Source organism: Streptomyces sp. NPDC030809 (genome assembly GCF_055572195.1).
Window position 1 is genome coordinate 101746 of record NZ_JBVIDV010000021.1, and the last position, 24677, is coordinate 126422.

At 73.0% G+C, this 24677-nt stretch carries 20 protein-coding genes and 1 tRNA gene; 11 read left to right on the forward strand and 10 right to left on the reverse strand.

Annotated elements, in window-relative coordinates; all coding sequences use genetic code 11:
* Positions 1–12: 12 nt before the first annotated feature.
* From ACZ407_RS25935 to ACZ407_RS25950, 4 genes are all read right to left on the reverse strand, one after another.
* Positions 13–969: a sigma-70 family RNA polymerase sigma factor gene (locus ACZ407_RS25935; RefSeq protein ID WP_468132225.1), complete on the reverse strand. Its 957-nt coding sequence runs from the start codon at positions 967–969 to the stop codon at positions 13–15.
* A 260-nt stretch (positions 970–1229) separates the two neighbouring features.
* Complete coding sequence (locus tag ACZ407_RS25940; protein WP_468132227.1) at positions 1230–2465, reverse strand: NAD(P)/FAD-dependent oxidoreductase; 1236 nt, start codon at positions 2463–2465, stop codon at positions 1230–1232.
* Between the two features lie 117 nt (positions 2466–2582).
* Positions 2583–3704 (reverse strand): sensor histidine kinase, encoded by a 1122-nt coding sequence (locus ACZ407_RS25945; protein ID WP_468132229.1) that lies wholly within the window; start codon positions 3702–3704, stop codon positions 2583–2585.
* Positions 3701–4381 (reverse strand): response regulator, encoded by a 681-nt coding sequence (locus ACZ407_RS25950; protein ID WP_468132231.1) that lies wholly within the window; start codon positions 4379–4381, stop codon positions 3701–3703. Before ACZ407_RS25950 ends, ACZ407_RS25945 begins: the two co-directional genes overlap by 4 nt.
* Before the next feature lie 405 nt (positions 4382–4786).
* On the opposite strand from ACZ407_RS25950, the gene ACZ407_RS25955 reads away from it, so the two are divergent.
* From ACZ407_RS25955 to ACZ407_RS25965, 3 genes are all read left to right on the forward strand, one after another.
* Complete coding sequence (locus tag ACZ407_RS25955; RefSeq protein ID WP_468132233.1) at positions 4787–5362, forward strand: TerD family protein; 576 nt, start codon at positions 4787–4789, stop codon at positions 5360–5362.
* Between the two features lie 154 nt (positions 5363–5516).
* Complete coding sequence (locus ACZ407_RS25960; RefSeq protein ID WP_468132235.1) at positions 5517–6773, forward strand: DUF418 domain-containing protein; 1257 nt, start codon at positions 5517–5519, stop codon at positions 6771–6773.
* 283 nt (positions 6774–7056) lie between these two features.
* The gene (locus tag ACZ407_RS25965) at positions 7057–8313 is read left to right on the forward strand and encodes a cation:proton antiporter domain-containing protein (RefSeq protein ID WP_468132237.1); all 1257 of its coding nucleotides are present in this window, start codon (positions 7057–7059) and stop codon (positions 8311–8313) included.
* Positions 8314–8524: 211 nt separating this feature from the next.
* Here the strand turns inward: ACZ407_RS25965 and ACZ407_RS25970 are convergent, their stop codons facing one another.
* Together ACZ407_RS25970 and ACZ407_RS25975 are read right to left on the reverse strand one after the other, a co-directional pair.
* Positions 8525–10327, reverse strand: coding sequence for an ABC transporter ATP-binding protein (locus ACZ407_RS25970; RefSeq protein ID WP_468132239.1), 1803 nt, complete (start codon positions 10325–10327; stop codon positions 8525–8527).
* A 398-nt stretch (positions 10328–10725) separates the two neighbouring features.
* Positions 10726–12012 carry an alpha/beta hydrolase family protein gene (locus ACZ407_RS25975; RefSeq protein WP_468132241.1) on the reverse strand — a complete coding sequence of 429 codons (1287 nt, stop codon included), beginning with the start codon at positions 12010–12012 and terminating at the stop codon, positions 10726–10728.
* Between the two features lie 104 nt (positions 12013–12116).
* Between ACZ407_RS25975 and ACZ407_RS25980 the strand changes: the two genes are divergently transcribed.
* Positions 12117–12713: a TetR/AcrR family transcriptional regulator gene (locus tag ACZ407_RS25980; RefSeq protein WP_468132243.1), complete on the forward strand. Its 597-nt coding sequence runs from the start codon at positions 12117–12119 to the stop codon at positions 12711–12713.
* Positions 12714–13007: 294 nt separating this feature from the next.
* A complete protein-coding gene (locus ACZ407_RS25985) occupies positions 13008–13697 on the forward strand; it encodes an alpha/beta fold hydrolase (protein ID WP_468132344.1) in 690 nt (229 codons plus the stop codon).
* A gap of 90 nt (positions 13698–13787) precedes the next feature.
* Here ACZ407_RS25985 and ACZ407_RS25990 read toward each other — a convergent pair whose 3' ends face one another.
* From ACZ407_RS25990 to ACZ407_RS26000, 3 genes are all read right to left on the reverse strand, one after another.
* Entirely contained in the window at positions 13788–14354 is a 567-nt protein-coding gene (locus ACZ407_RS25990; RefSeq protein ID WP_468132245.1) for a dihydrofolate reductase family protein, read from the reverse strand.
* A 183-nt stretch (positions 14355–14537) separates the two neighbouring features.
* Positions 14538–17093 carry a hypothetical protein gene (locus ACZ407_RS25995; protein WP_468132247.1) on the reverse strand — a complete coding sequence of 852 codons (2556 nt, stop codon included), beginning with the start codon at positions 17091–17093 and terminating at the stop codon, positions 14538–14540.
* 3 nt (positions 17094–17096) lie between these two features.
* Positions 17097–17168: transfer RNA gene (locus ACZ407_RS26000), tRNA-Pro, on the reverse strand.
* 168 nt (positions 17169–17336) lie between these two features.
* Between ACZ407_RS26000 and ACZ407_RS26005 the strand changes: the two genes are divergently transcribed.
* The 4 genes from ACZ407_RS26005 (at position 17337) to ACZ407_RS26020 (ending at position 21972) form a co-directional block, all read left to right on the forward strand.
* Entirely contained in the window at positions 17337–17723 is a 387-nt protein-coding gene (locus tag ACZ407_RS26005; protein WP_468132249.1) for a barstar family protein, read from the forward strand.
* A 190-nt stretch (positions 17724–17913) separates the two neighbouring features.
* Entirely contained in the window at positions 17914–19317 is a 1404-nt protein-coding gene (locus ACZ407_RS26010) for an ATP-binding protein (protein ID WP_468132251.1), read from the forward strand.
* Positions 19314–20390, forward strand: a complete 1077-nt coding sequence (locus tag ACZ407_RS26015) for a hypothetical protein (RefSeq protein ID WP_468132253.1) — start codon at positions 19314–19316, stop codon at positions 20388–20390. The genes ACZ407_RS26010 and ACZ407_RS26015 overlap by 4 nt, the downstream gene beginning before the upstream one ends.
* Before the next feature lie 337 nt (positions 20391–20727).
* Positions 20728–21972 carry an MFS transporter gene (locus ACZ407_RS26020; protein WP_468132255.1) on the forward strand — a complete coding sequence of 415 codons (1245 nt, stop codon included), beginning with the start codon at positions 20728–20730 and terminating at the stop codon, positions 21970–21972.
* Between the two features lie 104 nt (positions 21973–22076).
* Here the strand turns inward: ACZ407_RS26020 and ACZ407_RS26025 are convergent, their stop codons facing one another.
* Positions 22077–22964, reverse strand: coding sequence for a hypothetical protein (locus tag ACZ407_RS26025; protein ID WP_468132257.1), 888 nt, complete (start codon positions 22962–22964; stop codon positions 22077–22079).
* A gap of 583 nt (positions 22965–23547) precedes the next feature.
* Between ACZ407_RS26025 and ACZ407_RS26030 the strand changes: the two genes are divergently transcribed.
* Positions 23548–23982: a MarR family winged helix-turn-helix transcriptional regulator gene (locus ACZ407_RS26030; protein ID WP_468132259.1), complete on the forward strand. Its 435-nt coding sequence runs from the start codon at positions 23548–23550 to the stop codon at positions 23980–23982.
* 115 nt (positions 23983–24097) lie between these two features.
* Positions 24098–24667, forward strand: a complete 570-nt coding sequence (locus ACZ407_RS26035) for a hydrolase (protein WP_468132261.1) — start codon at positions 24098–24100, stop codon at positions 24665–24667.
* Positions 24668–24677 lie beyond the last annotated feature (10 nt).

A 24677-nucleotide genomic window follows, 5' to 3' on the forward strand; every position in this document is an offset into this window, starting at 1 on the left:
CACCCGAGGCGCTCACCACTGGGCGATCGGCGGTGCGTCCTGTCCGTTCTGCTGCCAGGCTTCGGCGAGGCGGGCGATGCGGGCGGGGGCGGCGATGCCGCGTACGGCCGCGATCCTGCCGTCCGCGAGGTCGAAGGTCACCGACCCGATGACCCGGTCGCCCAGCGCGAAGAGGACGGCCGGAGCGCCGTTGACGACCGCGTAGTGGAGCGTGGGCGTGCCGCCGGCAAGGCGCCGCTTCGCGGGGGTGGGCTTGAAGCCGGCCCGTACGACTGCGGCGACGCGCCGGGGCGTGTCCCACCGCAGCAGCTTCTCGGCCAGGCCGCCGGCGCCGTCGGAAACCGCGCTCGCGTCTTCGGTGAGCAGCGCCACCAGCCGTTCGGTACGCCCGGAGGAGGCGGCGGCGAGGAACTCCTCGATGATCCGGCGGGCGGCTGCCGGGTCGGCTTCGCCGCCGCCGCGGCGGGCGGCGGTGATGCGGCGCCGGGCCCGGTGGAGGTGCTGCTGGCTCGCGGACTCGCTGATGTCGAGGATCTCGGCGATCTCGGCGTGGCTGTAGGAGAACGCTTCGCGCAGGACGTACACGGCCCGCTCGTGGGGGGACAGGCGCTCCATGAGCGTCAGCACGGCGAGGGAGACCGATTCGCGCTGCTCGAAGGTGTCGGCCGGGCCGAGCATCGGGTCGCCGTCGAGCAGCGGCTCGGGCAGCCAGGCGCCGGCGGTGCGTTCGCGGCGGGCCTGTGCCGAGCGGAGCCGGTCCAGGCACAGGTTGGTGACGACCTTGGTCAGCCATGCCTCCGGCACCCTGATCGCCCGGCGGTCCGCGGCCTGCCAGTGCAAGAACGCATCCTGCACGGCGTCTTCGGCATCGGCGGCGGAGCCCAGCAGCCGGTACGCCAGGGAGGCAAGTCGGCTCCGCCCGGCCTCGAACCGGTCGGTGTCGAATCGATCAGTGGCGGTGCTGTCCATGCGGACCACCCTAAACCGTGCAACGGAAGGACTCTCCCCCGGCCAACTCCCGCTCTTGAGTGCGGCGTTGCGGCAGGCGGGCACGGATCGCCGGGCTGCCGGAGGCCCGGTCGGGGTCCACACGGCAGCACTCGGCGCTGTCGAAACCGACTCCGTGCCCGGCCCCGCGCCCGGCCCCGCCGGTGACGGCGGACGCGAGTGCTGCGGTGGCGCGGCGGTGGCGGGCGGTGCGGGGCGGTGGCGGGCGGTGGACTGCGCGGCTACCCGACGGCCTTCGCAGCGGCCTTTTCGGCGGCCTGTTCGGCGGCCTTCCCGGCAGGCGCGTTCTGCGTGGCCGTCAGGCGGTGCTTGCGCCTGGGCAGGCCGAAGGTGGGGTGCGAGGTGGCCCACAGCGCCGTCCCGACGATGCCGTTCTTGATCCGCGCCGCCGTCCGGCCGCCCAGGAACCTCGGCTTCGCCCGCCCTTCCTCGTCGACCATCTGCAGGATGCCGTCGCAGCGCCCGAGGCTGATGTGGTTGCCCACGTACTCCAGTTTGCTGTGCCGGATCCCCCGGCCGGTCAGACGCCCCACGACCGCGTCCACGGCCTGCCGTCCGGTGTAGCCGGCCGATGCGCAGGACATCGGCAGCGGCCGGCCGTTGTCGCCGAGGGCGTGGGCGCTGTCACCGACGGCGTAGACGTCGGGGTGGGAGACCGACCGCATGGTGCGGTCGACGGTGATCCGGCCGTCGTCGGTGACCTGGAGGCCGCTCGCGGCGGCGAGGGCGTCGACCACGAACCCGGCCGCCCACACGGTGGCGTCGGACGCCAGGAAGGAGCCGTCGGCGCAGAGCACCCGCGTGGCTTCGACGGCTTCGACACTGGTGTGTTCCAGGACCGTGACGCCCAGCCGGGTGCACGCCTCCCGCAGATGGGCGCGGGCCCCGGCCGAGAGTGCGGCGCCCAGCTCACCACGGGCGATCAGCGTCACCGACAGGCCGGGCCGGGATTCGGCGATCTCGGTGGCGGTCTCGATGCCGGTCAGCCCATCGCCGACGACCAGCACCCGGCCGCCCTCGCCGCGCCCCTCCAGGCCGTCCAGGCGCTCCCGCAGGCGCAGCGCCGAAGGCCGGGCCGCGATGTCGAAGGCGTGCGCGGCTGCGCCGGGGACGCCGCGGTCGGCGCCGCGGCTGCCCAGCGCGTACATCAGGGTGTCGTAGCCGAGCTCACCCCCGCCGTCGGAGTCGGCCACGGTGACGACGCGGCGGTCGGGGTCGACGGCGGTGACGCGGGCGAGACGCAGCCGTATCGCCGTGCCGGCGAAGACGTCGGCGAGCCGCGGTGCCTCGACCTCCTGCCCGGCCGCGAGCTGGTGCAGCCGCATCCGCTGGACGAAGTCCGGTTCTGCGTTGACCACGGTGATCTCGGTGTCCGCCGGGGCCAGCCGGCGCGCCAGGGTCCCGGCCACGTAGGCCCCTGCGTACCCGGCTCCGAGGACGACGATGCGGTGCTTCATCAGGTGCTCCCGTCGGTTGGCGTGCTTCCGCTGACTTGAGCGGAGCAGCGCCCCGATTCCTGACAGGAACCCCGTGTGACCTGAGTCACATCCCGCGAGAGCCCGGCCGGCTCGCTGTCAGGAGGGACGTGCGGGGGCCCGTAGTTCGATCTTGTATCCGCCTTGTGGGGTGGGTTCGGCGATGAGGGTGCCGTCGAGCAGTTCGGCGCGTTCCCTCAGGCCGACGAGTCCGTGGCGGGCGCTGGGGAGGGCAACGGTCGGACGAGTGGGGGCGGTGTTGGTGACGGTCACGCCGAAGTGGTGGGCGTCATGCCACAGGTGCACGTCGGCGCGTGCACCCGGGGCGTGCTTGCGCACGTTGGTGAGGGCTTCCTGGACCGTGCGGTAGACGGTGCGCTGGGCGGTGGTGCTGATGTCGGCCGGCAGCTCTCCGGTCAGAGTGCTCTCGATGCCGCTGTTGGCGATGAGCTGCTGGAGGTCGGCAAGGGTGGGCTGGGGGGTGAGCTCGGTCGCCTTGCCGCCGGAGGCGCGGAGCAGGGTGACCATGTGGCGGAGTTCGTCGAGGGTGTTCGCGCTGAGGGTGCGGATGGTGCGGGCGGCCTCGCGGGCGTCGGGGTCCTTGGCGGCCATCTGCAGGGCGCCGGCCTGTACGGCGATCAGGCTGACCTGGTGGGAGACCACGTCGTGCATCTCGCGGGCCAGTTGGGCGCGTTCGCGGGCGAGGACGGTCTGCGCGTACAGGGCGCGTTCGTGTTCCCTGGCCTCTTCGACTTCGACGAGCTGCCGGGCCACGTCGTGCCTGGCCTGGACGAGCTGGCCGAACAGGACGGGTGCGACGGCCGTGGCCAGCGTGTAGACGAACTGGACGAGGGTCCAGGTCCGGTCGCCGTCGAACGGGTCGGACAGCGGCCATGCGAGGGTGCCCGCGGCGGCGTTCAGCAGCGCGCAGCCGGCGAGCAGCCGGCGGTCGCGGGTGGACGCGGCCAGTGTGTACAGGGCGGCGATGGGGGCGACCGCGACGTCCATGAACAGGGTCATGGGCAGGGTCAGCAGGAAGACGGGCAGCGGTAGGCGTCTGCGCAGGAACAGTCCGGTCGAGCCCATGGCGGCGCAGGCCCACATCACAGGGGTGCCCTCGTCCAGGAGGTTGATCCATGCGTCGAGCGCGGCCAGTGCCACGAGGCCTGTGTCGACGGCCCAGGGCGGCAGGCGCCGCCACGGTGCCCGGCCCGTACTCATCGTCCGTTGTCCCGGGTCGGGCCCTCGTCGGTGCGCGTGAGCAGTCCGGCGCGCTCGGCGAGGAGTGCGGCCTGGACGCGGCTGGTGACCCGCAGCTTGGTCAGGATCGAGCTGACGTGGTCCTTGACGGTGCCCTGGCTCAGGTGGATGCGGGTGCCGATGTCGGCGTTGGAGAGTCCTTCCGCGATCAGGGTGAGGACGTCGCGTTCCCGGTCGCTGAGCAAGCCGACGCGCGCTGCGTCCGCGTCCTGAGGTGCTCCGGCCCCCGGGTGGCTGCGGAGCAGCGCGCGTGAGGCCTTCGGTGACATCACCACTCCACCCGCGGCCAGGGTGCGGACCAGTTGGGCGAGTTGTTCGGGCTCGGTGTCCTTGAGGAGGAAGCCGGAGGCCCCCGAGCGCAGTGCGGTGAGGATGTACTCGTCGGTGTCGAAGGTGGTCAGCATGGCCACGTACGGCGGTTCGGGAAGTTCCCGGATCTGCCGCAGGACGGTCAGGCCGTCCACGTCCGGCATGCGGATGTCCAGGAGCACGACGTCCGGCCGGTCGCGTCGGATCACGTCTGCCGCCCGGGCGCCCTCGGCGGTCGCCACGACCTCGATGCCGTCGGACGCGTTCAGGATCATCTGGAAGCCGGACCGCACCAGGGCTTCGTCGTCCACCACCACTACCCGGATCACCGGCGCTCCGCCTCACGCTCTCATCTGCTCTGTCCAGCTGCTCTGCGACCCGCCGGGGTGCTTCGCGTGCTTGTACGGGTTCGCCTGACCTCGACCGTACGTCCGGCAGGGTACGTGGTGGCGTGCTCACCCCCGGGATGTGGACACCCGGCGGGTCCGCTCCGGCCGTTCGGGGGGTGCTCTCCGGCCGGTCGGCGGGCGTACGGACGCGGCTCGGCGGATGGCGCCGGGCCCGAAGCGCCGGCGAGGCTGGGGAGGTGCGGGCCGGGATCCCCGGAGCGCCGGCCTTTCCGACGGACGGATGATCCGCTGCCCGCCGGTCGTGGCCGTGGCCGTGCGTGGGCCAGGGGCAGCGGCAAGGAGCCCGAGGGGGCCACCAGCGCACCCGAGCCGGGGGAAATCCTCATGAGTGTTTCGCTGTCGAAGGGCGGCGACGTCTCGCTGAGCAAGGAGGCTCCGGGCCTCACGGCGGTCCGGATCGGCCTGGGCTGGGACGTGGGGGCCGCCACCGGCGCCGGCTACGACCTGGACGCGAGCGCGCTGCTGTGCGGCAAGCGCGGCAAGGTCGCCTCCAACGCGTTCTTCGTCTTCTACAACAACCCCACGAGCCCGGACGGGTCGGTCGAGCACGCCGGTGGCAGCCTCACCGGCGAAGGTGCGGGCGACGACGAGGTCATCGAGGTGAACCTCGCCGCTGTACCCGCCTGCGTGGCGAAGATCGTCTTTCCGGTCTCCGTCCATGACGACGACGCCCGTGCGCACCACCTCGGTCAGGTGCGCGACGCCTACATCCGGGTGCTGAACCCGGCCGACGGCGTCGAGATCGTCCGCTACAGCCTCGGCGAAGACGCCACCGCCGAGACCGCGATGGTCTTCGGGGAGCTCTACCGCAGCGGCGCGGAGTGGAAGTTCCGCGCCGTCGGCCGGGGCCATGCCTCCGGCCTCGCCGGCATCGTCCAGGACTTCGGTGTCCGCCTCTGACCCGAAGGCCGCCCTGCTGCCGGCCCTCTGCCGCGACATCCGACCCGTCCGCGCCCCGCCCGCCGGTCGGCGGGGTGGGACCGGCCGGTCGGCGGGGGTGCCACCGAAACCTGCCGGATGGTCCGCCCCGGCACGGCACCGGGAGATTGTCCGCATGACACAGACACAGCCGCCGCAGGCGACGTCAGCTCTGCGGGAGACCGCGTCTCCCCCGCCCGCAGCTTCGCCCGGCTCCGCCGGAAAACCTTCGGGCAGCCCCTCGACGGGACGCCTCATCGGAGTGGACCTGGCCCGCGCGCTGGCGGTGTTCGGCATGTACGTCGTCCACATCGGCCCGGTGCTCTCGTCCACGCACGGCGCCGGGACCTGGGTCCGGTACCTGGCCGACGGACACTCGTCGGTCCTGTTCGCCACCCTCGCCGGGTTCTCGCTGATGCTGATCGCCGGCCGCCGCGAGCCGAAGACCGGCCTGGCCGGCCGGCAGGCGAAGGCCCGGATCGCGATCCGCGCCGTCGTCCTGCTGGCACTGGGCACCGTCCTGGCGATGGAGTACGGAGGAGTGATCATCCTCGGCTTCTACGGCGTCTACTTCCTCCTCGCCCTCCCCCTGCTGCGCCTGTCCGCCAAGACCCTGGCGATCACCGCGGCCGGGCTCGCGCTCGTCTCCCCCCAGCTGGCGTTCTTCCTGAACTCCCGGCTCGGCGAGTCCGTCCGGCAGACCATCGACGCCCACGACCCGCTCAAGAAGCTCAGCGAGGTGGGCGTGCTCGACCTGCTGCTCACCGGCTTCTACCCGGCGATCACCTGGACGGCGTTCGTCGTCGCCGGCATGGCGCTGGCCCGCCTCGACCTGTCGTCCGTCTCCGTCCAGCGCCGCCTGGCGGCCCTCGGTGCCGCCCTCACGGTCGCCGCGTACGGACTGTCCCTGCTGCTGGCGGGCAAGGACGCGCTGCGCAGCATGGCGGAGGACGGGAAGTCGTCCGCCTCGTTCGACAAGGCGGCGTCCTTCGGCGGCGGACCCTTCGAGGCTCCTCGGCGGGCTGCCTCGGAACTGCTGTCCGCCGGGCCGCACAGCGGCACCACCTTCGACATCGTCGGCAGCGTGGGCGTCGCCATCCTCGTGATCGTCGGCGCGACGGTGCTCATGGACCGCCTGCCGCGCCTGCGCCGGCTGGCCAAGCCCGTCATCGCGGTGGGCGCCATGTCCCTGACGGCCTACGTCGGCCACTTCCTGGCACAGTCCGCACTGGGCGTCTCGGCCGGCGAAAGCACCCAGACCTCCTGGATCCCCGTGCTCATGTTCATCCTCGGGGCGATCGTGTTCGCCGCGATCTGGTCCCGCTTCTTCCGCCGCGGACCACTGGAGCACCTGCTCAACGCCGCCACCAGACCGGCGAAGTACATCCGATGAGGCCGGGCCGGGGCGGGTGGCCTTCCACGGCCGCCCGCCCCGGCTCCGCCGGCCCTCGCGGGCCGCTCACATCCACCGTCCGGTCCGGCGCCCCGCCGAACGGCTGAAACAGGCCTCGGGCAGCTCGGCCAGGAGGCCCGGACGCCACCGGCCACCGACGCTGGATCTTCAGGGTCGGAATCGGCGGCGCCGCGCGGGCCCACGAACCCCGTGGGTGCGGGCTCCTCGCGCGGCAGGGACCGGCCCCTCCGCTACGTGTTGTCGCCCCGGAACCGGAATCCACATGACCTTCGTCCTCATCGTGATCACCGCCGTGACCGCCGGATGGGCGCTCTGCGCCCGAAGGCTTGAGCGAGGGCACGTCAGAGCCCCCGTGGTGCTGGTCCTCGCGGGCGTCTTCACCGGGGTGTTCACCCACAGCCAGATCGCAGTCACGCTCAACTCCGAGATCGCCCAGCACGTGGCCGAGGTCATCCTGGCCGTCCTGCTGTTCGTCGACGCCACCGAACTGCCGGGCGGCCGGCTCTTCGGCAACCACCCCGGCGCAGCCGCCCGCACCCTGCTGGTGGCGCTGCCCCTGAGCCTGGCCGCCGTCGTCCTGCTCGGCACGCTGCTGCTCCCCGACCTGCCCGCGGTGATCCTCCTGATCATCGCGTGCATCATCGTCCCCACCGACTTCGCCCCGGCCGAGACCCTGGTACGGGACACCCGCATCGCGGCACGCGTCCGCGACGTCCTCAACGTGGAGAGCGGCTACAACGACGGCATCATCTCGCCCGTCTTCCTCTTCGCCCTCATCCTGGCGGGCTCCACCTCACAGGCGCACACCCCGCTGCAGGCACTGGGCACGGCCGTTCCGTTCGCCGCGAAGGCCCTGGTCGTGGGTCTGGCCCTCGGTTCCCTGCTCGCATGGCTGATGATCACGGCCGATCGCCGGCAGTGGATGACCGGACAGTCCCGCCGCGTCCTCGTCCTGGTCACACCGCTGCTCGTCTACACCGTGACGGTGGCGGCCGGCGGCAACGGCTTCGTCGCCGCGTTCGTCTGCGGCATCGCCTTCCGGTACGTCCGCCAGACCCCGGCCCGGCGACACGAAGGCCATGTCCCCGACCCCACGGACTTCCGTCTCGTCGAGGACACCAGCTCCCTCATGACCATGTGCATGTGGTTCTTCTTCGGAAACGCCGCCGTGCTCGCCCTGAGCGACGGCCTCCACGCACCGACCGTGCTGCTCTGCCTCGCCGCGCTCACCGTCGTACGCATCGCACCGGTCCTGCTGGCCTTCCTCGGCTCGGACTTCACCCGGCGGGAACGGTTCTTGATCGGAGCCCTCGGCCCGCGCGGCACCACGTCGATCGTGTTCGGCCTGCTCGCCTTCAACGCCCTCCCCGACGGCCCCGCCGCGGACACCGCCCTGTACGCCATGACCATCACGGTGCTCGCCAGCGTCCTGCTCCACGGCCTCGCCTCCACTCCCCTCGCCCACCTGCTCACCGCCCCCGGCTCCGCCTCCGCAGCCGGCCCGGAGAAGATCCGCTGAACAGCCGGACCGGCCAGGTCGCACCCCGGCCGCGCCGAGCGTGTCCGGTGGCGGCCGGCGCGCCGAGGAGCAGAGCGCCTGGTGATGCGACGCCGGCCCGGGCCTCACGCCGCGCGCAGTCCGCCGTATCCGACCGCAGTCCGGTGCCGCCCGCGGCCCGGAAGCGCTGCCCCCCGCCGTGCGGCGGGGGGGCAGCGCCGGGGCGCTCCTCTCACCCGGCGGGGCGCCCCGCCGGGGTCAGGAGCCGGGTCGTGGCGAGCTGTGCGTACAGCTCGTCCCTGGCCGCCAACTCCTCGTGGGTGCCGATCGCGCGGACCGTGCCGGCGTCCATGAGGACGATGCGGTCGGCGTCCGTCACCGTGGACAGGCGGTGGGCCACCACCAGGACGGTGGTCTCGCGCGCCGTCTCGGCGATGACCTCCCGCAGCGCCAGCTCGTTGACGGCGTCGAGCTGCGAGGTCGCCTCGTCCAGGAGAAGCAGCCTGGGCTTGCGCAGCAGCGCGCGGGCGATCGCAACGCGCTGGCGTTCGCCGCCGGACAGCTTCGATCCGCGGTGCCCGACCGGGGTGTCCAGGCCGTGCGGGAGACGCTCGACGAGGGTGTCGAGGCGGGTCCGGGCGAGGACGGCGCGGATGTCGTCGTCCGTCGCGCCGGGCGCACTGAAGACCAGGTTCTCCCGCAGGGTGCCGGCCAGCACCGGAGCGTCCTGCTCGACGTACCCGATGGCGGACCGCAGCTCGGACAGCGGCCACTGCCGAATGTCCCGGCCGTCGACCAGGATGCGCCCGCCGGTCGTCTCGTAGAACCGCTCGATGAGCGAGAAGACCGTCGACTTGCCCGCGCCCGAGGGGCCCACGAAGGCCGTCATCCCTGCGCCCGGCACCTCGAAATCCACCTTCTGGTGGATGTACGGCAGCCCGGGCCCGTAGCGGAAGGACACGTCCTCGAAGCGGACCGGCGCCGGGCGCCGTACGGTTGCCGTCAGCTCGGGCCGCACCGGCTCCCGTTCGGCCGGCGGCTCCACCGCCAGGCCGTCCGCCTCCTTGATGCGGGAGATCGCGGCCGCGCCCTCCTGGTACGCGGAGGCGGCCTCGACCAGCTTGTACACCGGCTCGGTCAGGTAGAACAGGTACAGCAGAAAGGCGATGAGCGTGGAGACGGGGATGTCCCCCGACGCCACCCGCGCCCCACCGGCCGCGAGCACCGCGAGGAACGCCAGCTCGACGGCGAGGTTGTCCGCCGTTCCCAGCAGGGCCTCCCACTTCGCGCCGTGCACGCCGTGCCGCCACGCCCGCCGGGCCGACGCCTCGACGCGGGCGGTCTCCCGCTGCTCGGCGCCGGACGCCTTCACCGTGCGGAACGCGCCGAAGACCCGCTCCAGGCCGGTGGACATCTCCGCGACCGCCGCCTGGGAGCGGTCGGCGGCCTGCCCGATCTTCGGCAGCACCAAGGCGGCGCCCGCGCCGACGACCACGACAACACCGAGCGTGACGCCGAGCAGGACGACATCGAGGAAGGCCATCACCACGACCGCCGCGACCAACGTGAGCGCGCCGGTCGCGGCGTTGACCACCGCCTGGGTGCTGACCGCCCGCAGCAGCGTGGTGTCCGAGGTCACCCGAGACATCAGATCACCCGGCTGCATCCGGTCCACCGCCGAGAGCCGCAGCCGCAGCAGCCGGCCGATCAGGCTGCGGCGGGCGGCCAGGACGACCGACTCGGCCGTCCGCTCCAGCACATAGGCGCCGAACGCCTCGGCCACCGTGCTCAGCAACACCAGCACGGTCAGGGCCAGCAGGACGGCGGCGAGCGTGCCACCGGACGAGAGCCGGTCGACCAGCGCCTTCGTGGCCAGCGGCTGGAGCAGCCCCCCGGCCGCCCCCACCAACGCCAACAGCAGACCGAGTACGACGGCCCACCGGTGCGGGCGGACGTACCCGTACAGCGCCTTGAGCGTCTCGCGGACGCGCAGGGACTCGCCACCCGTCGCCTCCGGGGCGGATGCGGGGTTCACAGGATTCCTTTCGTACGTGGTCTCCCGCGCAGCGCGTCAGCAGCGGCGGGCTTCGGTCCGAACCGGGCCGTGACAGCGAGGCAGCGGCCGCTCGCCACGAGCGCCGTGCCGAGGAACTCCCCAGAGCGCCCCGGCTCCTGCACACGCTCTGTCATGCCACCAGCCTGGAAGCCCATGTCCTCCGCGGGCCATCCGACGATCGTCGGAGACACCCCCGCCGAGTGGCTGGAACCCCCCACCACACACGGTGACCGCGGCGCTCACGAGCCGACCGCGTCCGCGGCGCAGGGCACCGTGCCGCGGTGTCCGCGAGGGTGGTCCGGTGTGGGCGCAGGGAGCCCGCCGGGGCCGCGACGCGGCTGTCGCGGCCGGGCCGCCCGCACCGGCCGCTGCCGCACTCAGGGGCGGGTGCCGGCGGCGGGGTCGGTGAGGGTGTCGTCGAGCCAGTCGTAGATGCGGGCTGTGGCGTGGCGTATGGCGCCCGCGTGGCAGTGGGCGCCCGCGCCTTCCTCGGCGGTGAAGAGCATGAGGGTCCTGGGGCAGGTGAGGTGTGCGTAGAGCTGCTCGGGCTGACCCTGGAAGAACTCGTCCTCCGCGGCCTCGCAGACGAGGGTGGGGCACTGGATCTGTTCGGCGATCCCGTCGGCGAGCGTGTAGTCGAGGTAGGAGGCGCAGAAGGCGCGGGGGGTGTCGACGCCCATGACGTACATGCCGTGGTGGAGTGCCCAGCGGGCGATCGGGTCCTCGGCCATGATCCGTTCGAGGGCGGCGTCGAGTTCCGGGGCGGTCTTCGCCCGCAGGAGGCGTTCGGCCTCCGCGCGGTCGCCGCCGATGGCACGGACGGACACCTGCCCGAGGTCGTAGAGGCCGTCGACGGCGATCAGCGCGGCCAGCCGGTGCTCGTACGCGGCGGCCCGCGGGGCCAGCACTCCTCCCATGCTCAGGCCGAGCAGGGCGATGCGGCTGCTGTCGACCTCCGGGAGCGTCTCTGCGAAGTCGATGACGGGGGTGATGACGTTCTCCCAGTCGGGCCGGAAGACCAGGCCCTGGTGGTGGCGCGGGCCGGGCATGCCGGGGCCGTCGAAGACGAGGACGGTGTAGCCCCGTTCGACGGCGGCCATCGCGCCGAAGAAGTGCATCTCCTCCGCGGTACCGTCGAAGCCGTTGTGCATGATCAGCGTCGGGCGGGGGGCGCCGGCGGCGGCGCCGGTGCCGGTGCCGGTGCCGGTGCCGGTGCCGGTGCCGGTGCCGTCGGCCCGGTAGAGGTATCCGGGCAGGGTGGTGTCCTCGTACGGGATCTCGACCGGCTCGATGCGCGGGGTGCGGTAGAGCGCGGCGGCGGCCCGGAAGCACTCCACGGAGCGGTCGTACGCGTGGTCGTGGCGCGGGTCGCAGTCCTTGCCGTGCAGGAAGAACTCCGCCGAACGGTAGTAGTTCGAAGCGCGCAGGAACCCGTCGCGGGCGCTGACCCGGTGACCGGCCGCCAGGGCCTTCTCGGCCTCCGCCGACACCCGGCAGGCGGTGGCGAACCACTCCGTGTACCAGCTGCCGTAGTCGCCCTCGGTGATCCGGGACGCGGTGGAGACGACCTCGCCGAAGTCGGCGCCGCCGTAGGCGATGTGACTCAGCGAGCGCAGGGTCTCGTACCAGAACTGGGTGTTGTTCGGGAACAGCAGCTGATGCATGGCAGTTTCCTCCCACCGGCTCCACAAGCACAGATTTGTGCTTACGCCGACGACTGTAGGGCCTCGCTCGGCCGTAAGCAAATATCTGTGCTTATGATGGTGGTGTGACTGGGAAGCAACAGCCGGCCGCGCGGATCCGCAGGAGTCCCGAGCAGGTCCGCACCGCCGTCCACCAAGCGGTCGTCGACCTCCTCTCGGACCCGGAGGGCGAGGACCTCACCATCCCCGCGATCGCGCAGCGCGCGGGCGTCAACCACACGAGCGTCTACCGGCGTTGGGGAAGCCTCGACGCGCTGCTCGGGGACACCGTCGCCACCCGCCTGGAGCGCGACTGGCCCCTGCACGACACCGGAAGCCTGCGCGGTGACCTCATCGCCTGGGCCGAAGCCACCGTGATCAGCATGGGTACGCCCGAGGGCCGCGCCCTCGTACGCGCCGCCGCCCTGTCCATGCCGAGGACCACCCAGGCCCGGGCCGAACGCGCCCAGCACTTCCGGCACCGCATCCGCTCCATCGAGCAGATCCGCGATCGGGCCGCGGCCCGGGGTGAGACCCCGCCGCCCCTGGAGGACATCCTCGATCAGCTGGTCGCCCCCTTCTACATCCGGGCGATCTTCGGCATCCCCCTGCCGGCCACGGGCTACCCCCGCCTCCTCGTGGACAGACTCCTCGGCAGCCCAGACGCACCGCACCGGGGCTGACGAGCGGGGCCCGGGAGGGGCGGGGCCGGCCATCGCGACACCTCCCGCGTCACCACGCCGACCAGCAGCCCCAGCAGCCTCCCGTACCAGGGGGTCGCCTACGCGTACGTCCTCACACGCGCGTGAGGACCCGGCCCAGCAGCACGCGCCGACGCCGGAGATCCACCTCGGCGACCCTCGCAGTGATCAGCTCGCCTTCACGCGGAAGCCGATCCAGGGTCCCGGCCGGGGCAGTTGCGGCTTTTCCGACCGCGTTGTCCGTACCCTTGCGGTCGTGGGACTGAACCGGTGAGCATGTTCGTCCTCATCCACGGCGCCGGTGACGGGGGCTGGTACTGGCACGCGGTCGAGGCGGAGTTGCGGGCGCGCGGGTGGGAGTCGGTGGCGCCCGATCTTCCCGGGGACGACGACTCGCTGACGTTGGACGACTATGCCGATGCCGTGCTGGGGGCGGTCGGCGGTCGGCGCGATCTGGTGGTCGTGGGGCAGTCCTTCGGTGCGTTCACGGCGCCGCTGGTGGCGGCCCGGAGACCGGTGGAGGCGCTGGTGCTCGTGGCCGGGATGGTCCCTGCGCCCGGCGAGTCGGCCGACGAGTGGTGGGGTGCCACGGGGTACGCCGAGGCCGTGCGGCGCCAGGCGCTGCGGGACGGCGGACGTACCGGGAGCTCCGACCCTTACGTCGCGTTCTACCACGACGTTCCCCGCGAACTGGCTGCGGAGGCGATCGGCCGGGAACGGGCCCACCCCTCGCCCGCCGCGTCGGCCCAGCCCTGGCCGCTGGATGCCTGGCCGTCCGTGCCGACCGGGTTCGTGCTGTGCACCGAGGACCGCTTCCTCCCTCCCGGCTTCCTGCGCCGTCTCGTGCGGGAGCGTCTCGGGGTCGTCCCCGACGAGATCGCCGCGGGCCACTGCGTTGCGCTGAGCCGCCCCGTGGAACTGGCCGACGCCCTGATCCGCGCCGGGACCCGTGATCCGGGCTGCTGAACGGAGCGCCCGCACTGTTGAACGGAGCGCCCGGGCTGCTGAACGGGGTGCCCGGGCTGCTGAACAGGGCGGGAGACGGCGGGAAGCTGCTCAGCGCTTCGGTTCGTACCTGGTCAGGACCACGCCGCCGGGGATCGTCCGTGTCTCCAGCAGGTTCAGGTTCACCCAGCTGTCCAGCGCCGGGAAGAAGGGCGTGCCGCCGCCCACCAGGACCGGATGGGTGGCGATCACGTACTCGTCGATCAGCCCGGCGCGCACGGCGGCCCCGGCGAGCGTTGCGCCGCCGATGTGCATGGGGCCGCCGTCCCCGGCCTTGAGCCGGGTGATCTCGGCGATCGCGTCGCCGGTGACCAGGCGGGCGTTCCAGCCGACCTCGTCGAGCGTGGAGGAGAACACGACCTTCGGCGTGTCCCGCCAGTTCCGCGCGAACTCGATCTCCGCCGGGGTGGCGTCGGGCTGCTGGTCGCCGGTCGGCCAGTAGGAGCTCATCGTCTGCCAGAGCTTGCGCCCGTACAGGGTCAGGCCGCTCGCCTGCTCGTGGCCCAGCCACCACTCGAACAGCTCGGGGCTCGGTGGCCCGCTCCAGCCGATGTCATCGCCGGCAGCGGCGATGTAGCCGTCCAGGGTCAGGTTCATGCCGTAGATCAGTTTCCGCATGGCCCAGCCTTCCGTGCGTGGGTGTCCGGCGTACAGACCAGCGAGAGGCGGTGTGCCCGGCCTTCACGGGCGAGCCGCCTCCCGATCACCATGCGTCCATGATGCGGCACTCCGTGCAATTCACGTGCAAAGCCGACCCCAGGGGCGGTGCGGTGCGGTGCGGCCCGGCCGGGAGGTCGGTGGTCACGGGTGCCGGGTGAGCCAGTGGGCGGTCGTGGTCCAGGCGAGGAAGCGGCGGGAGAGGCCGCCGAGGGCGGTGCCGTCCGGGAGGAAGGCGCCGCCGGAGGCGACCATGCACAGGCCCGCGACGGCGGGGGCGAGGCGGGCCGCGGTGTGCCAGGGCTGGCGGGCGGCTTCCGCGGCGATCCAGTCCACCAGCGCCGCCTGGCGTTCGGGGGTGCACAGCGAGAGGTGGAACAGCATCTGGCGCCATGCGTACGCCGCGTCCTTCACCGTGGCCAAGGGGTACGGGTGGTCATGCGCGCGGGCGACCAGTCGGCAGGTCGTGGTGAAGGCGGCCCGGGCCAGGTGCTCCCAGCCCGCCGCCGGTTCCACCCCGGCGTGCCGGACGAGGACGGCGAGGTTGTGGGTGGTGAGGATCTGCGCCTGCTCGATCACGGTGCCGTTCGCGGCCGGCGACCAGGAGCGGACGGGGACGGCGGGGGCGGCGGCGGATGTGGCGGATGTGGCGGATGTGCCAGGGACCGCGGACACGGCGCCCGCCGCGGCCCGTTCGGCACGCTCCGCGCACATCGTTGCGAACGCGGCTCCGGCTGCGGGCCGTCCGGAGCCGGGAGCGCCCGCGCCCCCTGTGCCGCGGGCGAGGCCCTCGGCCGCCTGGAGCACCGCCATGCTGCGCACCGCCGCGCAGTCGATCCCGTAGTAGCGCGCGTACAGGCTGCCTTCCAGCAGGTCGGCGGCGACGCGGGCGGCGGTCAGGAACTTCGGGGTGAACGTGCCCGTGAAGATGTCGGCCGCGAGTTCCTCCACGAACGGCGCCGGAAGTTCCGCCTGGCGCGCGAGGTGGGCCAGTTCGCTCACCAGGGAGTTGGGCAGCAGGGTCCCCGGGAACGTGCCGATCGCCAGTTCGCCGAGCCGGCGCAGCGTGGCCCCCGCCGCGGCCCTGGCCCGGGCGGCGGCGTCCGGGTCGGTGCTGTGGGCGGCGAGCGCACCGACCCAGGGCAGCTCGTCCACGCGGACCTGGTGGGCGAGGTTCAGGAGGAGCAGGGAGCGGCGGTTGCGGAACGCCCGGTAGGTGGCGGCGGACAGGGTGCGCAGGGCGGGGTCGGGGTGGCGCTGGGCGGTGGCGGCGGCCACCAGCTGCGGTACAAGTTCGGCGAGGACCTCGGCGGAGGGTACGAGTCCGCGCTCGACCAGGGTCTCCAGCGGAGCGCTGAGCGCCGCGCGCACGACCTGCTGCAGGCGGAGCGGTACGGGAGTGCCGGCGGGCAGTCCGGTGGCGGCGGCCTCCGCGGCGGTGACCGGCAGGACCGGGGACTCGACGTCGGGGGTGCCGGTGAGCTGGTCCAGCACGCCGAGCCGGCGTACGACCAGGGCGGCGATGCGGTGGTGGGAGGGCAGGGCGGCCTGCCGGACCTGCTCGCGGCGCAGTGCGGTGTGTTCGGGGGAGCCGGGACGGCCGCGCTTGGCCACCATGGAGGTGACGGCGTGCCGCAGCAGCCCGGCCAGCCGGGGCGGCACCGGCCGGCCGGCGGCGGTCTCCTCCAGGGCGCGGCGCAGGATGGCCGCGTTGGACTTGGGATTGCGGTGCTTGCCGCAGAGCGGGTGCGCGTCGGCGAGGGTGCGGTAGCGGCGCAGGAGCGCGGCGGCTTCCCCGGCGCGTGCCGTGCGGGGCGGCGCGGCGGGGCCCTCGGCCGTGCGGGGGAACGCCGGCGGGGCTGCATTTTCCCGCCCGTCGGGGTCCGTTCCGGAAGCCGGGGCCGACGGAGCCGTGCCGTGCCGCAGCCAGAAGGCGAGGAGTTCGTCCTCGAACGGGCGCCACACGGTCAGCGCCTCGCGCTGTGCCTCGATCGCGGCCTTGGGCTGCCGGTTGTGGAGCGCGACGGCGACCTCGCCGACGGTGCGGCGGTGCACGGCGGTCGCGTCGGCGGCCGGCCGGTCCGTCGGGCGGGGCAGGAAGCGGAGGCGGTCCGCGAACGGCCGGAGTTCGGTCACCAGGGCCACCGCCCCTTCGAAGTCACCGGCCCTGACCAGCCAGGCCACCGTCAGCAGCGCGGCCTCCTCGGGCAGCGCCACCTCGTAGCGGCCGCTGTCCAGCAGCTCCCACAGGCGGGCGAGGCCGTCCTCGGTGAGCGCGTGGTCGAACAGCGCGGCGCGGGTCGCGGGCACGCCGGCCCGCCGCGCGGCCTGTTCCTCGTACGCGGTGAGCGGCCCGCCCGCGGCGGGGGTGCCGGTGGCGAAGCCGCCGCGTACGACTTCCGGTGTCACCCAGGCGGGCAGGCCGGCGACCGGGGTGCGGGAGCCGACGGTGAGCCGGCCGTCGGCCATGCCGGACAGCACGGCCCGCCACTGCCGGATCCTGCTCTCGGCGCGGCGGCGCGTACCGGAGTCCGGGTGCGTGGCGCCGGTACGCAGGGCCCGCGCGAGCTGGGCCGCGGCGTAGGTCGGGGACGCGGCATCGGTCGGGGCTGCGGCGCCGGTCGGGGACGCGGCGGCCTGCGGTGCGGGCGGCGGCGTCCGGTGCGGTGCGAAGGGCTGCTTGTCAGCGATCTCGTCCATGAGCCGGCGTGGCAGGTCCTGCCCCTGCGCCCTCCGGATCCCAAGTCCGGTGCTCTTCTGCTGAGCTACACGCCGTCGGTGCGTACGACCTTAGGAATGCGGCGTTCCCGGCGGCAACCGAATTCCGGAGCCCCGGGTGCAGCCGGAGGCTCGAACGACCTTTCGGGGAGCGCTGGTTGACCCTTCGCCACCGGATGCAGTGGGAGCTGTTCCGGGCCTGAAGCCATCCCGTAGCGTCGCGGTATGACGACGATCTACGTGCTGAACGGCAGGCGTATCCACTCGCTGGAGGACTTCTGGCTGGTCATGGGCGAGGCGGTCAACGGCCCCGGCGGCTACTTCGGACGGAACCTCGACGCCTTCAACGACTGTCTGAGAGGCGGATTCGGTACGCCGGAGGACGGGGACTTCGCAGTCGAGTGGCACGACCACGCCTCCTCCCGGCAGGCCCTCGGGCATGCGGAGACGGCCCGTCAGCTGGAGATCCGCCTGGCGCGCTGTCACCACACGAACCGCCCCGCGGTGGCCGAGCAGCTCGCCGCGGCACGTGCCGGCAAGGGCCCCTCGGTCTTCGACTGGCTGGTCGAGATCCTTGAGGAACAGGTGCCCGGCGCTCTGGTCCTGCGCTGACCCTCGCGCGTGCGCGACCGCCGCAGTCCCGTGCGCGAGCCGGTGCGCCGGACTCCTCGGCCGTACTCCTCCTCAGGGCCGCCGACCTCATGGGCGGCGCGGAGGGCTGCGAGCTGCCCCGCCGGCTTCGTGATCCACCGCACAACACCCCGATTGGACTCTCGTCGGCGGTCCCGCGTAAACATGGATCATGCCGGAAGAGTCTCCTGCCCCTGAATCCCCTCTGATACAGAGCCTTCGCACAGCGGTGGCCGCTGCACCCGGGGACGTGCCTCTGCGGCTGCACCTCGCGGAGCTGCTGCTGTCCGCGGGGCTGCACGACGCTGCCGTGGCCGAGGCCGCGGTGGCCTTGCAGCATGCGCCGGGGGACGCGGCGGTGCGGGAGTTGATGGTGCGGGCGATGGGTGTGCAGGCGGCGCCCGTGGCACAGGTTGCCCCCGCAGAACCGGTTGAACCCGCGGCACCGGTTCCCCCCGCGGAACCGGTTGAACCCACGGAACTGGTTGAACCCACGGAACCGGTTGCCCCCGCCGGACCAACGGCACCCCCACTCCCGGCACCGCCCGTCACCCCCCAAGGCCCGTCCCCCGCCCCCGCCCCCGCCTTCGACTGGCAGGCGGCCGAGCAGGAAGTCGACGGCATCGTCGAGCCCCGCTTCGTCGAGCCCCCGCTCAGCGTCGACGGGAGCGGCGACCCCGGAGACGCCGACGCCTGGGAGGTGTCCGCCCCCGGCGTCGTACGGCTCGCGGACGTCGGCGGCATGCAGGAGGTCAAGGACCGCCTCGAAGCCGCGTTCCTCGCGCCGATGCGCAACCCCGAACTGCGCAAGCTGTACGGCAAGAGCCTGCGCGGCGGGCTCCTCCTCTACGGTCCGCCCGGCTGCGGCAAGACCTTCATCGCCCGCGCCGTCGCCGGCGAGCTCGGGGCGAACTTCCTGTCCGTGTCCGTCAACGACGTCCTCGACATGTGGATCGGCAACTCCGAGCGCAACATGCACGAGGTCTTCGAGACCGCCCGCCGCCAGGCGCCCTGCGTCGTCTTCCTCGACGAACTGGACGCGCTCGGCGCCAAGCGCAGCCGTACGCACCACAGCGGCATGCGCAACACCGTCAACCAGCTCCTCACCGAGCTCGACGGAATCGACTCCGCAGCCAACGAAGGCGTGTTCGTCCTCGCCGCCACCAACGTCCCCTGGGACGTGGACATCGCGCTGCGGCGCCCGGGACGGCTCGACCGCACCCTCCTCGTCCTGCCGCCCGACGCCACCGCCCGCGAGGCGATCCTCCGCTACCACCTGCGCGAACGCCCCATCGAGGCAATCGATTTGGGACGTCTCGTCAAGGCGACGGACGGCCTCTCGGGCGCGGACCTGGCCCATGTGTGCGAGTCGGCGGCCGAGAGTGCGCTGCTCGACTCGGTCCGTACCGGCCAGGTCCGCATGATCGGGATGAAGGACCTGCTCGGCGCGGCGAAATCGGTGGTCCCCTCGACCGAACCCTGGTTCGCGGCGGCGCGGAACGTGGCGATGTTCGCCAACGAGGGCGGTATGTACGACGACCTCGTGACGTACCTGAAGAAGAGGCGGAAGCTGTGAACGGCAACCCGGTACTGGGGCGCGCGGGCGCACTGCAGGCGGCGGGGCGGTACGAGGAGTCCAAAACCGAGCTGGCACCGCACCTCGCGGAGGAGCCGGACGACGAGTGGGCCTGGCAGCTGCTCGCCGTCGCCCACGAGGAGCTCGGCGAGTACGAGCTCGCGGAGCGGGCGGCGACCGAGATGCTCCGGATCACGCCCGGGCACGTCGGCGGGCTGATCCTGCTGTCCCGGGTGCTGCTGCGCCTGGGCCGGCAGCCCGAGGCCCGGGCGGCGGCCGAGGAGGCCGTCCGCAGGGCGCCGGACGTGTGGTCCCCGCACTTCGCGCTGGCCCAGGTGCTCGTCGCCCATGCGACGGCCCCGCCCGCCGACCACGAACGGGCGTACGAGGCGGCCTGCGAGGCGCTGCGCCTCGCCCCGGAGGAGCCCGACGCGCACCAGGCGGTGTGTTTCACGGCCGTACGCACGCAGCGGCAGGACATCGCGAAGCAGGCCCTGGTCGAATGGCTGCGCCTCGACCCGTCCAACAAGACGGCACAGGCCATGTACACCGACGCGATGGCCGGCGGTCCGGACGTCCCGGCCGCCCGGGCGGCGGAGATCTACTCGGCAGGCCTGGCGGGCGCACCGCAGTCCCCGATGCTGCGCACCGGCCTCGACCAGGCCACGTTCCGCCTGCTGCGGGGAACGCGCTGGCTCGCGCTGGTCTGCCTGGCAGCGGCGGGAGCGATGATCGACCTCTTCGCCACGTCCAAGGACCCGGTCCTGCGGGAGCTGCCCGTACCGCTCGGCAACCGGCTCTGGGTGCTGACGATCATGGCCGCGGTCTGGGGCTTCGGCGCGCTGCTGCGCTACCGCCGGATGCGCACCGGCGTGCAGCTCAACATCCGCTCCCTCGTACGCCGCGGCACGTGGGCCCCCGTCGTCCTGGGCCAGGCTGCGTGCACGATGCTCTGCGCCCTCCTGATCTCCCAGATCCCGTGGACCGAACGCGACGTGCCCGCCATCCTCTTCTGGATCGGCCTGGCGATACCGCTTTCGACGATGCTGTACGACCGCAGGAAGAGCGGTTGACCTGACGACCCGGGGGGGCCGGGATGACCGGGGCCGGGGGGCGGGAGCCGGAACGGAAGAGTTGCTCGGACCATCCTGGAGTGGCGGCATGAGGGCCATCGAGATCGAGCTTGATCCACTACCGTGCAAGCTGTGCGGTCGGCTGCGTGACCAGCCCCGCTGGTGGACCCCGAAACGGTTCTGCGGAAACCGGCACCGCGTGCAGTACCTGGTCGGCCGGCTCATCGGGTTCCTCCTGGATTGACGCCGGCCGGCGAGCAGGAGCGTTGTTTCCCGGCAGGGACTGATGGTCCGTCACTAGCCCTCGACCAGGTTGAGGGCCCTACGGTCGGCGGTCATGGCATCACTTGGCACCACGCGATCCGCCGTCTCCGGTCGCTCCCGCATACCTCTCCCCCGCTCGTACCTGTTCTGGCTCGCCGGGACCCGAGTCTCACTGGTCGGGGACGCAGCCCTCGCCTTCGCCCTCGGCTGGGCTGCCAGTGCCCACGGCGGCCAGACGGCTGCTCTGGTGCTGACGGCGATCACCCTGCCGCGGACCCTGCTCCTGCTGCTCGGCGGGGCGGCAGGAGACCGCTTCGGCGCCCGCCGCATGATGATCATCGGCGATGTGGCGATGCTCGCAGCCGTACTCGCGCTGGCCGCGGCGACCGGGATCCGGGGGACGCAGCCCTGGATGCTGCTCGGGTTCGCCGTGGCGCTCGGGAGCATCGACGCGTTCTACCTCCCCGCGACGGGATCCATGCCCCGCCGCCTGGTCAGCAGGGAGCAACTGCCCCGGGCGGTGGCCCTGCAGCAGGCCGGCGGCCAGGTGGCCGCACTGCTCGGCGCCCCGGTGGGAGCGGTGCTGGTGACGACGGCGGGCCTGAGCGGTACGGCCCTGGTCGACGCGGGCACCTTCGTCGCGGTCCTGGCCGTGATGCTGTGGGTGCGGCCGGCGGCCGAGGCGGAGCGCTCCCTGCGCCCGCAGAGGCTGGTTGCCGGGATCGCCGACGGTGTGGGACTCGCGGTGCGGAATCCCGTACTGCGCACCGCGTTGCTGCTGACGGCAGCGGCCGCGGCGGGACTGCTGCCCGCGGTCGCCCTGCTCGGCCCGTTGCTGGCCCGCTCCAACGACTGGGGACCGGGACCGGCGGGCCTGGTCGCCGCAGGGCAGGGCGCCGGAACCCTCCTGGCCGCACTCCTGGCTTCCCGCCTGGGTTCCATGCGCCGGATCGGCAGGGGCACGGGCCTGGGCCTGGCGCTCGCCACGGTCGGACTGGCCGGACTCGCGGCGTCGCCCGCCCCGGCCGCAGCCGTGACCGCAGCCGTGGTCGTCGGTGCAGGCTCCGGCATGTTCGCCTGCCACGTGGGCCCACTGGTGCTGGCCTGCGCCCCGGACACGCACGTGTCCCGGATCCATTCGCTGCTGACCCTCGTCCAGAGCATGGCCCTGGTGATCGCGAACACCGTACTGGGCCGGCTCGCGAGCACGGCCGGGGTCAGGACGGCGATCGCCCTGTGCGCCCTCCTCGGCGGCGCCGCCGCCGTCACCGGCTTGGCCTCGGCCCCGCTCCGAGGGCTGCGCCAGCCCGTGTCATAGCCCCCGTGTCATGACCCCCGCGGCGTGAGCCGACCGTCCGGAGGGACGGTGTCCTGCGGCAAGGAGTCAACGGCAGCGGTGCACGTCCGGGGGATTGAAGCTCATCAGGGCGCGTCCGCCGGATCGGGCGGGGACCCGGCCGGATCGGCCCCGGTGGAGGTGTAGTTGAGGGTGCCGCTGTCTCCGAAGGTGAGGGCGGTGCCGTGTACCTCGCCGTTGAACGTGTAGGTGTTTCCGGGCTGGTGAGACCTGACCAGTACGTCGCGCAGCGCCCGGGCCGTGGGGGCGAGGTGGGGGACGACTGCGGCGATGAAGCCCGCGCTCACGAGCGCCGCGGCCAGTCGGCCGACGGAGCCGAAGGCGGTGAACACCGGCGGGACGGTGAACAGCAGGAAGGACAGCCAGAAGAAGGTGGGCATGTGCTCCCGGTCGTCCTTCATCCGGGCGGCCGAGCGCTCGCGCAGGTCGACGTCCCCGAGCGGGTTGTGCGGGACGACCTCCCAGCTGCCGGAGTCGCGGCCGGAGGCGAGCAGCCGGAAGGTCACGCGCTGCCCGCGCTCCAGGTGGCCGATGGCGAAGACGGCCTCCCGGGCGCTGTGTTCGAGGTCCGCGCGTCGCTGTACGCCCCACTCGGCCTCGTGGGCGGAGGTCGCGGCGGCGTCGAGCACCTGGGTCCCGTCGGCGAACCGGAACCGCAGCTGCTGTTGCTGGACGACGCGGTTGCCGGTGTTCTCCACCGTGAACTCGACGGAGCTGAGGTCTTCGACGTACCGGCCGTCGTACGTGAGTCCGAGGCGGGGCCGTACCTGCTCGTCCGCGGAGACGATGGCCGTCCGCGTCTCCGCGTCGTACGAGAGCCGCTTGGTCGGCTCGCGGCGGGCTTTCACGTACTCGATCGCCATCGTGCCGAGCACGCCGACGAGTGCGCCCGCGAGGGCGACGATCAGGTTCCGCTGGAAGTCGGTCAGCGCTGCCTCTGCGGCCCAGTTCACGGTCGCCCCCCGTCGATCGCCGAGGAGCCACCTTAGCCGTGCCGGGGAGCACGGCGGCCCCGCAGTCGGAAACCGGCGCTCGGATCCGGCGCTCGGATCCGGCGCTCGGGTCCGGCGCTCGGGTCCGCTGTTCCCGCCGAGGCTGATGCGCGTCCGGCACCCGCAGGCGGCTTGGACGAGCGCCTGCCGGGTCGGCGGCGGCTGCTGCGGGCTGTCCGCCGACGTGATCTCCACGGCCGTGGGAGCTGCCCGGGAGGGCGCCGGTCCGAGTCCGGTCAGCACCCGCCGCAGCCGACCCCGGCGCTCACGGAGCGGTCGCCCTGCCCGGATACCGAGACAGGACCCGGCCGAGGTGACTACGGGCCCGGCCAGGTCCTGTCCTCATGGTGGAGCCACCGCGGCTCGCGCCCTCACCCTCGCACTCCGTTCCGCGGCGCGCACGCCCGCACGCCCCGGCCGGGTGACGGCAGCGGACCGACCCCGCACGCAGGCACTGCTTCTGGCGGCGGGCGGCGGGCGGCGGCTCTTCCCCTATAACAAGGCAAGCTTGTCAGTTTGGCTGTTTGTCCGTTATTGTCATGGCATGACTGCCGACCGGAACCTGCGCGAGACGGCCGAGGAGCTGCAACTGGCCGTGAGTCTGCTCGTACGGCAGATGCGCGCGGCCTCCGCGTCCGGAGAGGTGACCCTGTCGCAGACCTCCGTACTCAAGCGCCTGGACCGCGAGGGGCCCATGACCGCCACCGACCTGGCCAAGGCGGAGCGCATCCGCCCGCAGTCGGTCATCGCCACGGTCAACGCCCTGCAGGCCGACGGGTACGTGGAGCGCACCGCGCACCCGACCGACGGACGGCGCCAGTTCATCGACTTGACCGCCCAGGGCCGCGGCTACCTCCGCGACCGGCGGGCCGCGGGCCACGGGCGGCTCGCCGAGCTGATGGCCGAACGGCTCACCGGGGCCGAACAGCAGGTCATCGCGGAGGCCGCCGCCCTGCTGCGGCGTCTGGCCGAGGACTGATCCCAGCGCCACCGCCCACCGCCGGCAGGGGCACCAAAGCACACCACAGCACCCCACCACGCACCATCGCGCACCACCACGACCGCCGGGGGGACCGACGACCGAGGAGTCACGCATGCCCGAGCCCAGCCTCGACGAACACACCGCCCTGGTCCTGATCGACCTCCAGAAGGGCGTCCTGGCCCTGCCCACCGTCACCCCCTCCGACCAGATCCTCAAGCAGGGCATCCGGCTCGCGGACGCCTTCCGTACCCATGGCCTGCCCGTCGTCCTGGTCAAAGTCGCCTGGTCCCCCGACGGCGGCGACCTGCCCACCCGGCACGCCGACCGGCCCGGCCCGGCGGCCGCGCCCCCGGCCGAGTACTCGGCCTTCCCGCCCGGTCTCGCCGCCGACGGAGACATCGTCATCACCAAGCGCCACTGGGGCGCCTTCACCGGGACCGAGCTCGACCTCCAGCTGCGCCGACGCGGCATCAACCACCTCGTGCTGGCGGGCATCTCCACCAGCATCGGGGTCGAATCCACCGCGCGCTCCGCGTGGGAGCACAGCTACGACCTGACGTTCGCCGAGGACGCCACCACGGACACGGACGCCGACTCCCACGCCCACACCTTCGGCAAGATCTTCCCCAGGCTCGGCCGGGTGCGCAGCACGGACGACATCGTCGCGGCCCTCGGGACCTGACGCGCGCGCC

Bases quoted from the DNA above. Each gene is read 5' to 3' on its own strand.
- ACZ407_RS25935 (WP_468132225.1), bottom strand. From the start codon at position 969: ATGGACAGCACCGCCACTGATCGATTCGACACCGACCGGTTCGAGGCC.
- ACZ407_RS25940 (WP_468132227.1), bottom strand. From the start codon at position 2,465: ATGAAGCACCGCATCGTCGTCCTCGGAGCCGGGTACGCAGGGGCCTAC.
- ACZ407_RS25945 (WP_468132229.1), bottom strand. From the start codon at position 3,704: ATGAGTACGGGCCGGGCACCGTGGCGGCGCCTGCCGCCCTGGGCCGTC.
- ACZ407_RS25955 (WP_468132233.1), top strand. From the start codon at position 4,787: ATGAGTGTTTCGCTGTCGAAGGGCGGCGACGTCTCGCTGAGCAAGGAG.
- ACZ407_RS25960 (WP_468132235.1), top strand. From the start codon at position 5,517: ATGACACAGACACAGCCGCCGCAGGCGACGTCAGCTCTGCGGGAGACC.
- ACZ407_RS25965 (WP_468132237.1), top strand. From the start codon at position 7,057: ATGACCTTCGTCCTCATCGTGATCACCGCCGTGACCGCCGGATGGGCG.
- ACZ407_RS25975 (WP_468132241.1), bottom strand. From the start codon at position 12,012: ATGCATCAGCTGCTGTTCCCGAACAACACCCAGTTCTGGTACGAGACC.
- ACZ407_RS25985 (WP_468132344.1), top strand. From the start codon at position 13,008: ATGTTCGTCCTCATCCACGGCGCCGGTGACGGGGGCTGGTACTGGCAC.
- ACZ407_RS25990 (WP_468132245.1), bottom strand. From the start codon at position 14,354: ATGCGGAAACTGATCTACGGCATGAACCTGACCCTGGACGGCTACATC.
- ACZ407_RS25995 (WP_468132247.1), bottom strand. From the start codon at position 17,093: ATGGACGAGATCGCTGACAAGCAGCCCTTCGCACCGCACCGGACGCCG.
- ACZ407_RS26005 (WP_468132249.1), top strand. From the start codon at position 17,337: ATGACGACGATCTACGTGCTGAACGGCAGGCGTATCCACTCGCTGGAG.
- ACZ407_RS26010 (WP_468132251.1), top strand. From the start codon at position 17,914: ATGCCGGAAGAGTCTCCTGCCCCTGAATCCCCTCTGATACAGAGCCTT.
- ACZ407_RS26020 (WP_468132255.1), top strand. From the start codon at position 20,728: ATGGCATCACTTGGCACCACGCGATCCGCCGTCTCCGGTCGCTCCCGC.
- ACZ407_RS26030 (WP_468132259.1), top strand. From the start codon at position 23,548: ATGACTGCCGACCGGAACCTGCGCGAGACGGCCGAGGAGCTGCAACTG.
- ACZ407_RS26035 (WP_468132261.1), top strand. From the start codon at position 24,098: ATGCCCGAGCCCAGCCTCGACGAACACACCGCCCTGGTCCTGATCGAC.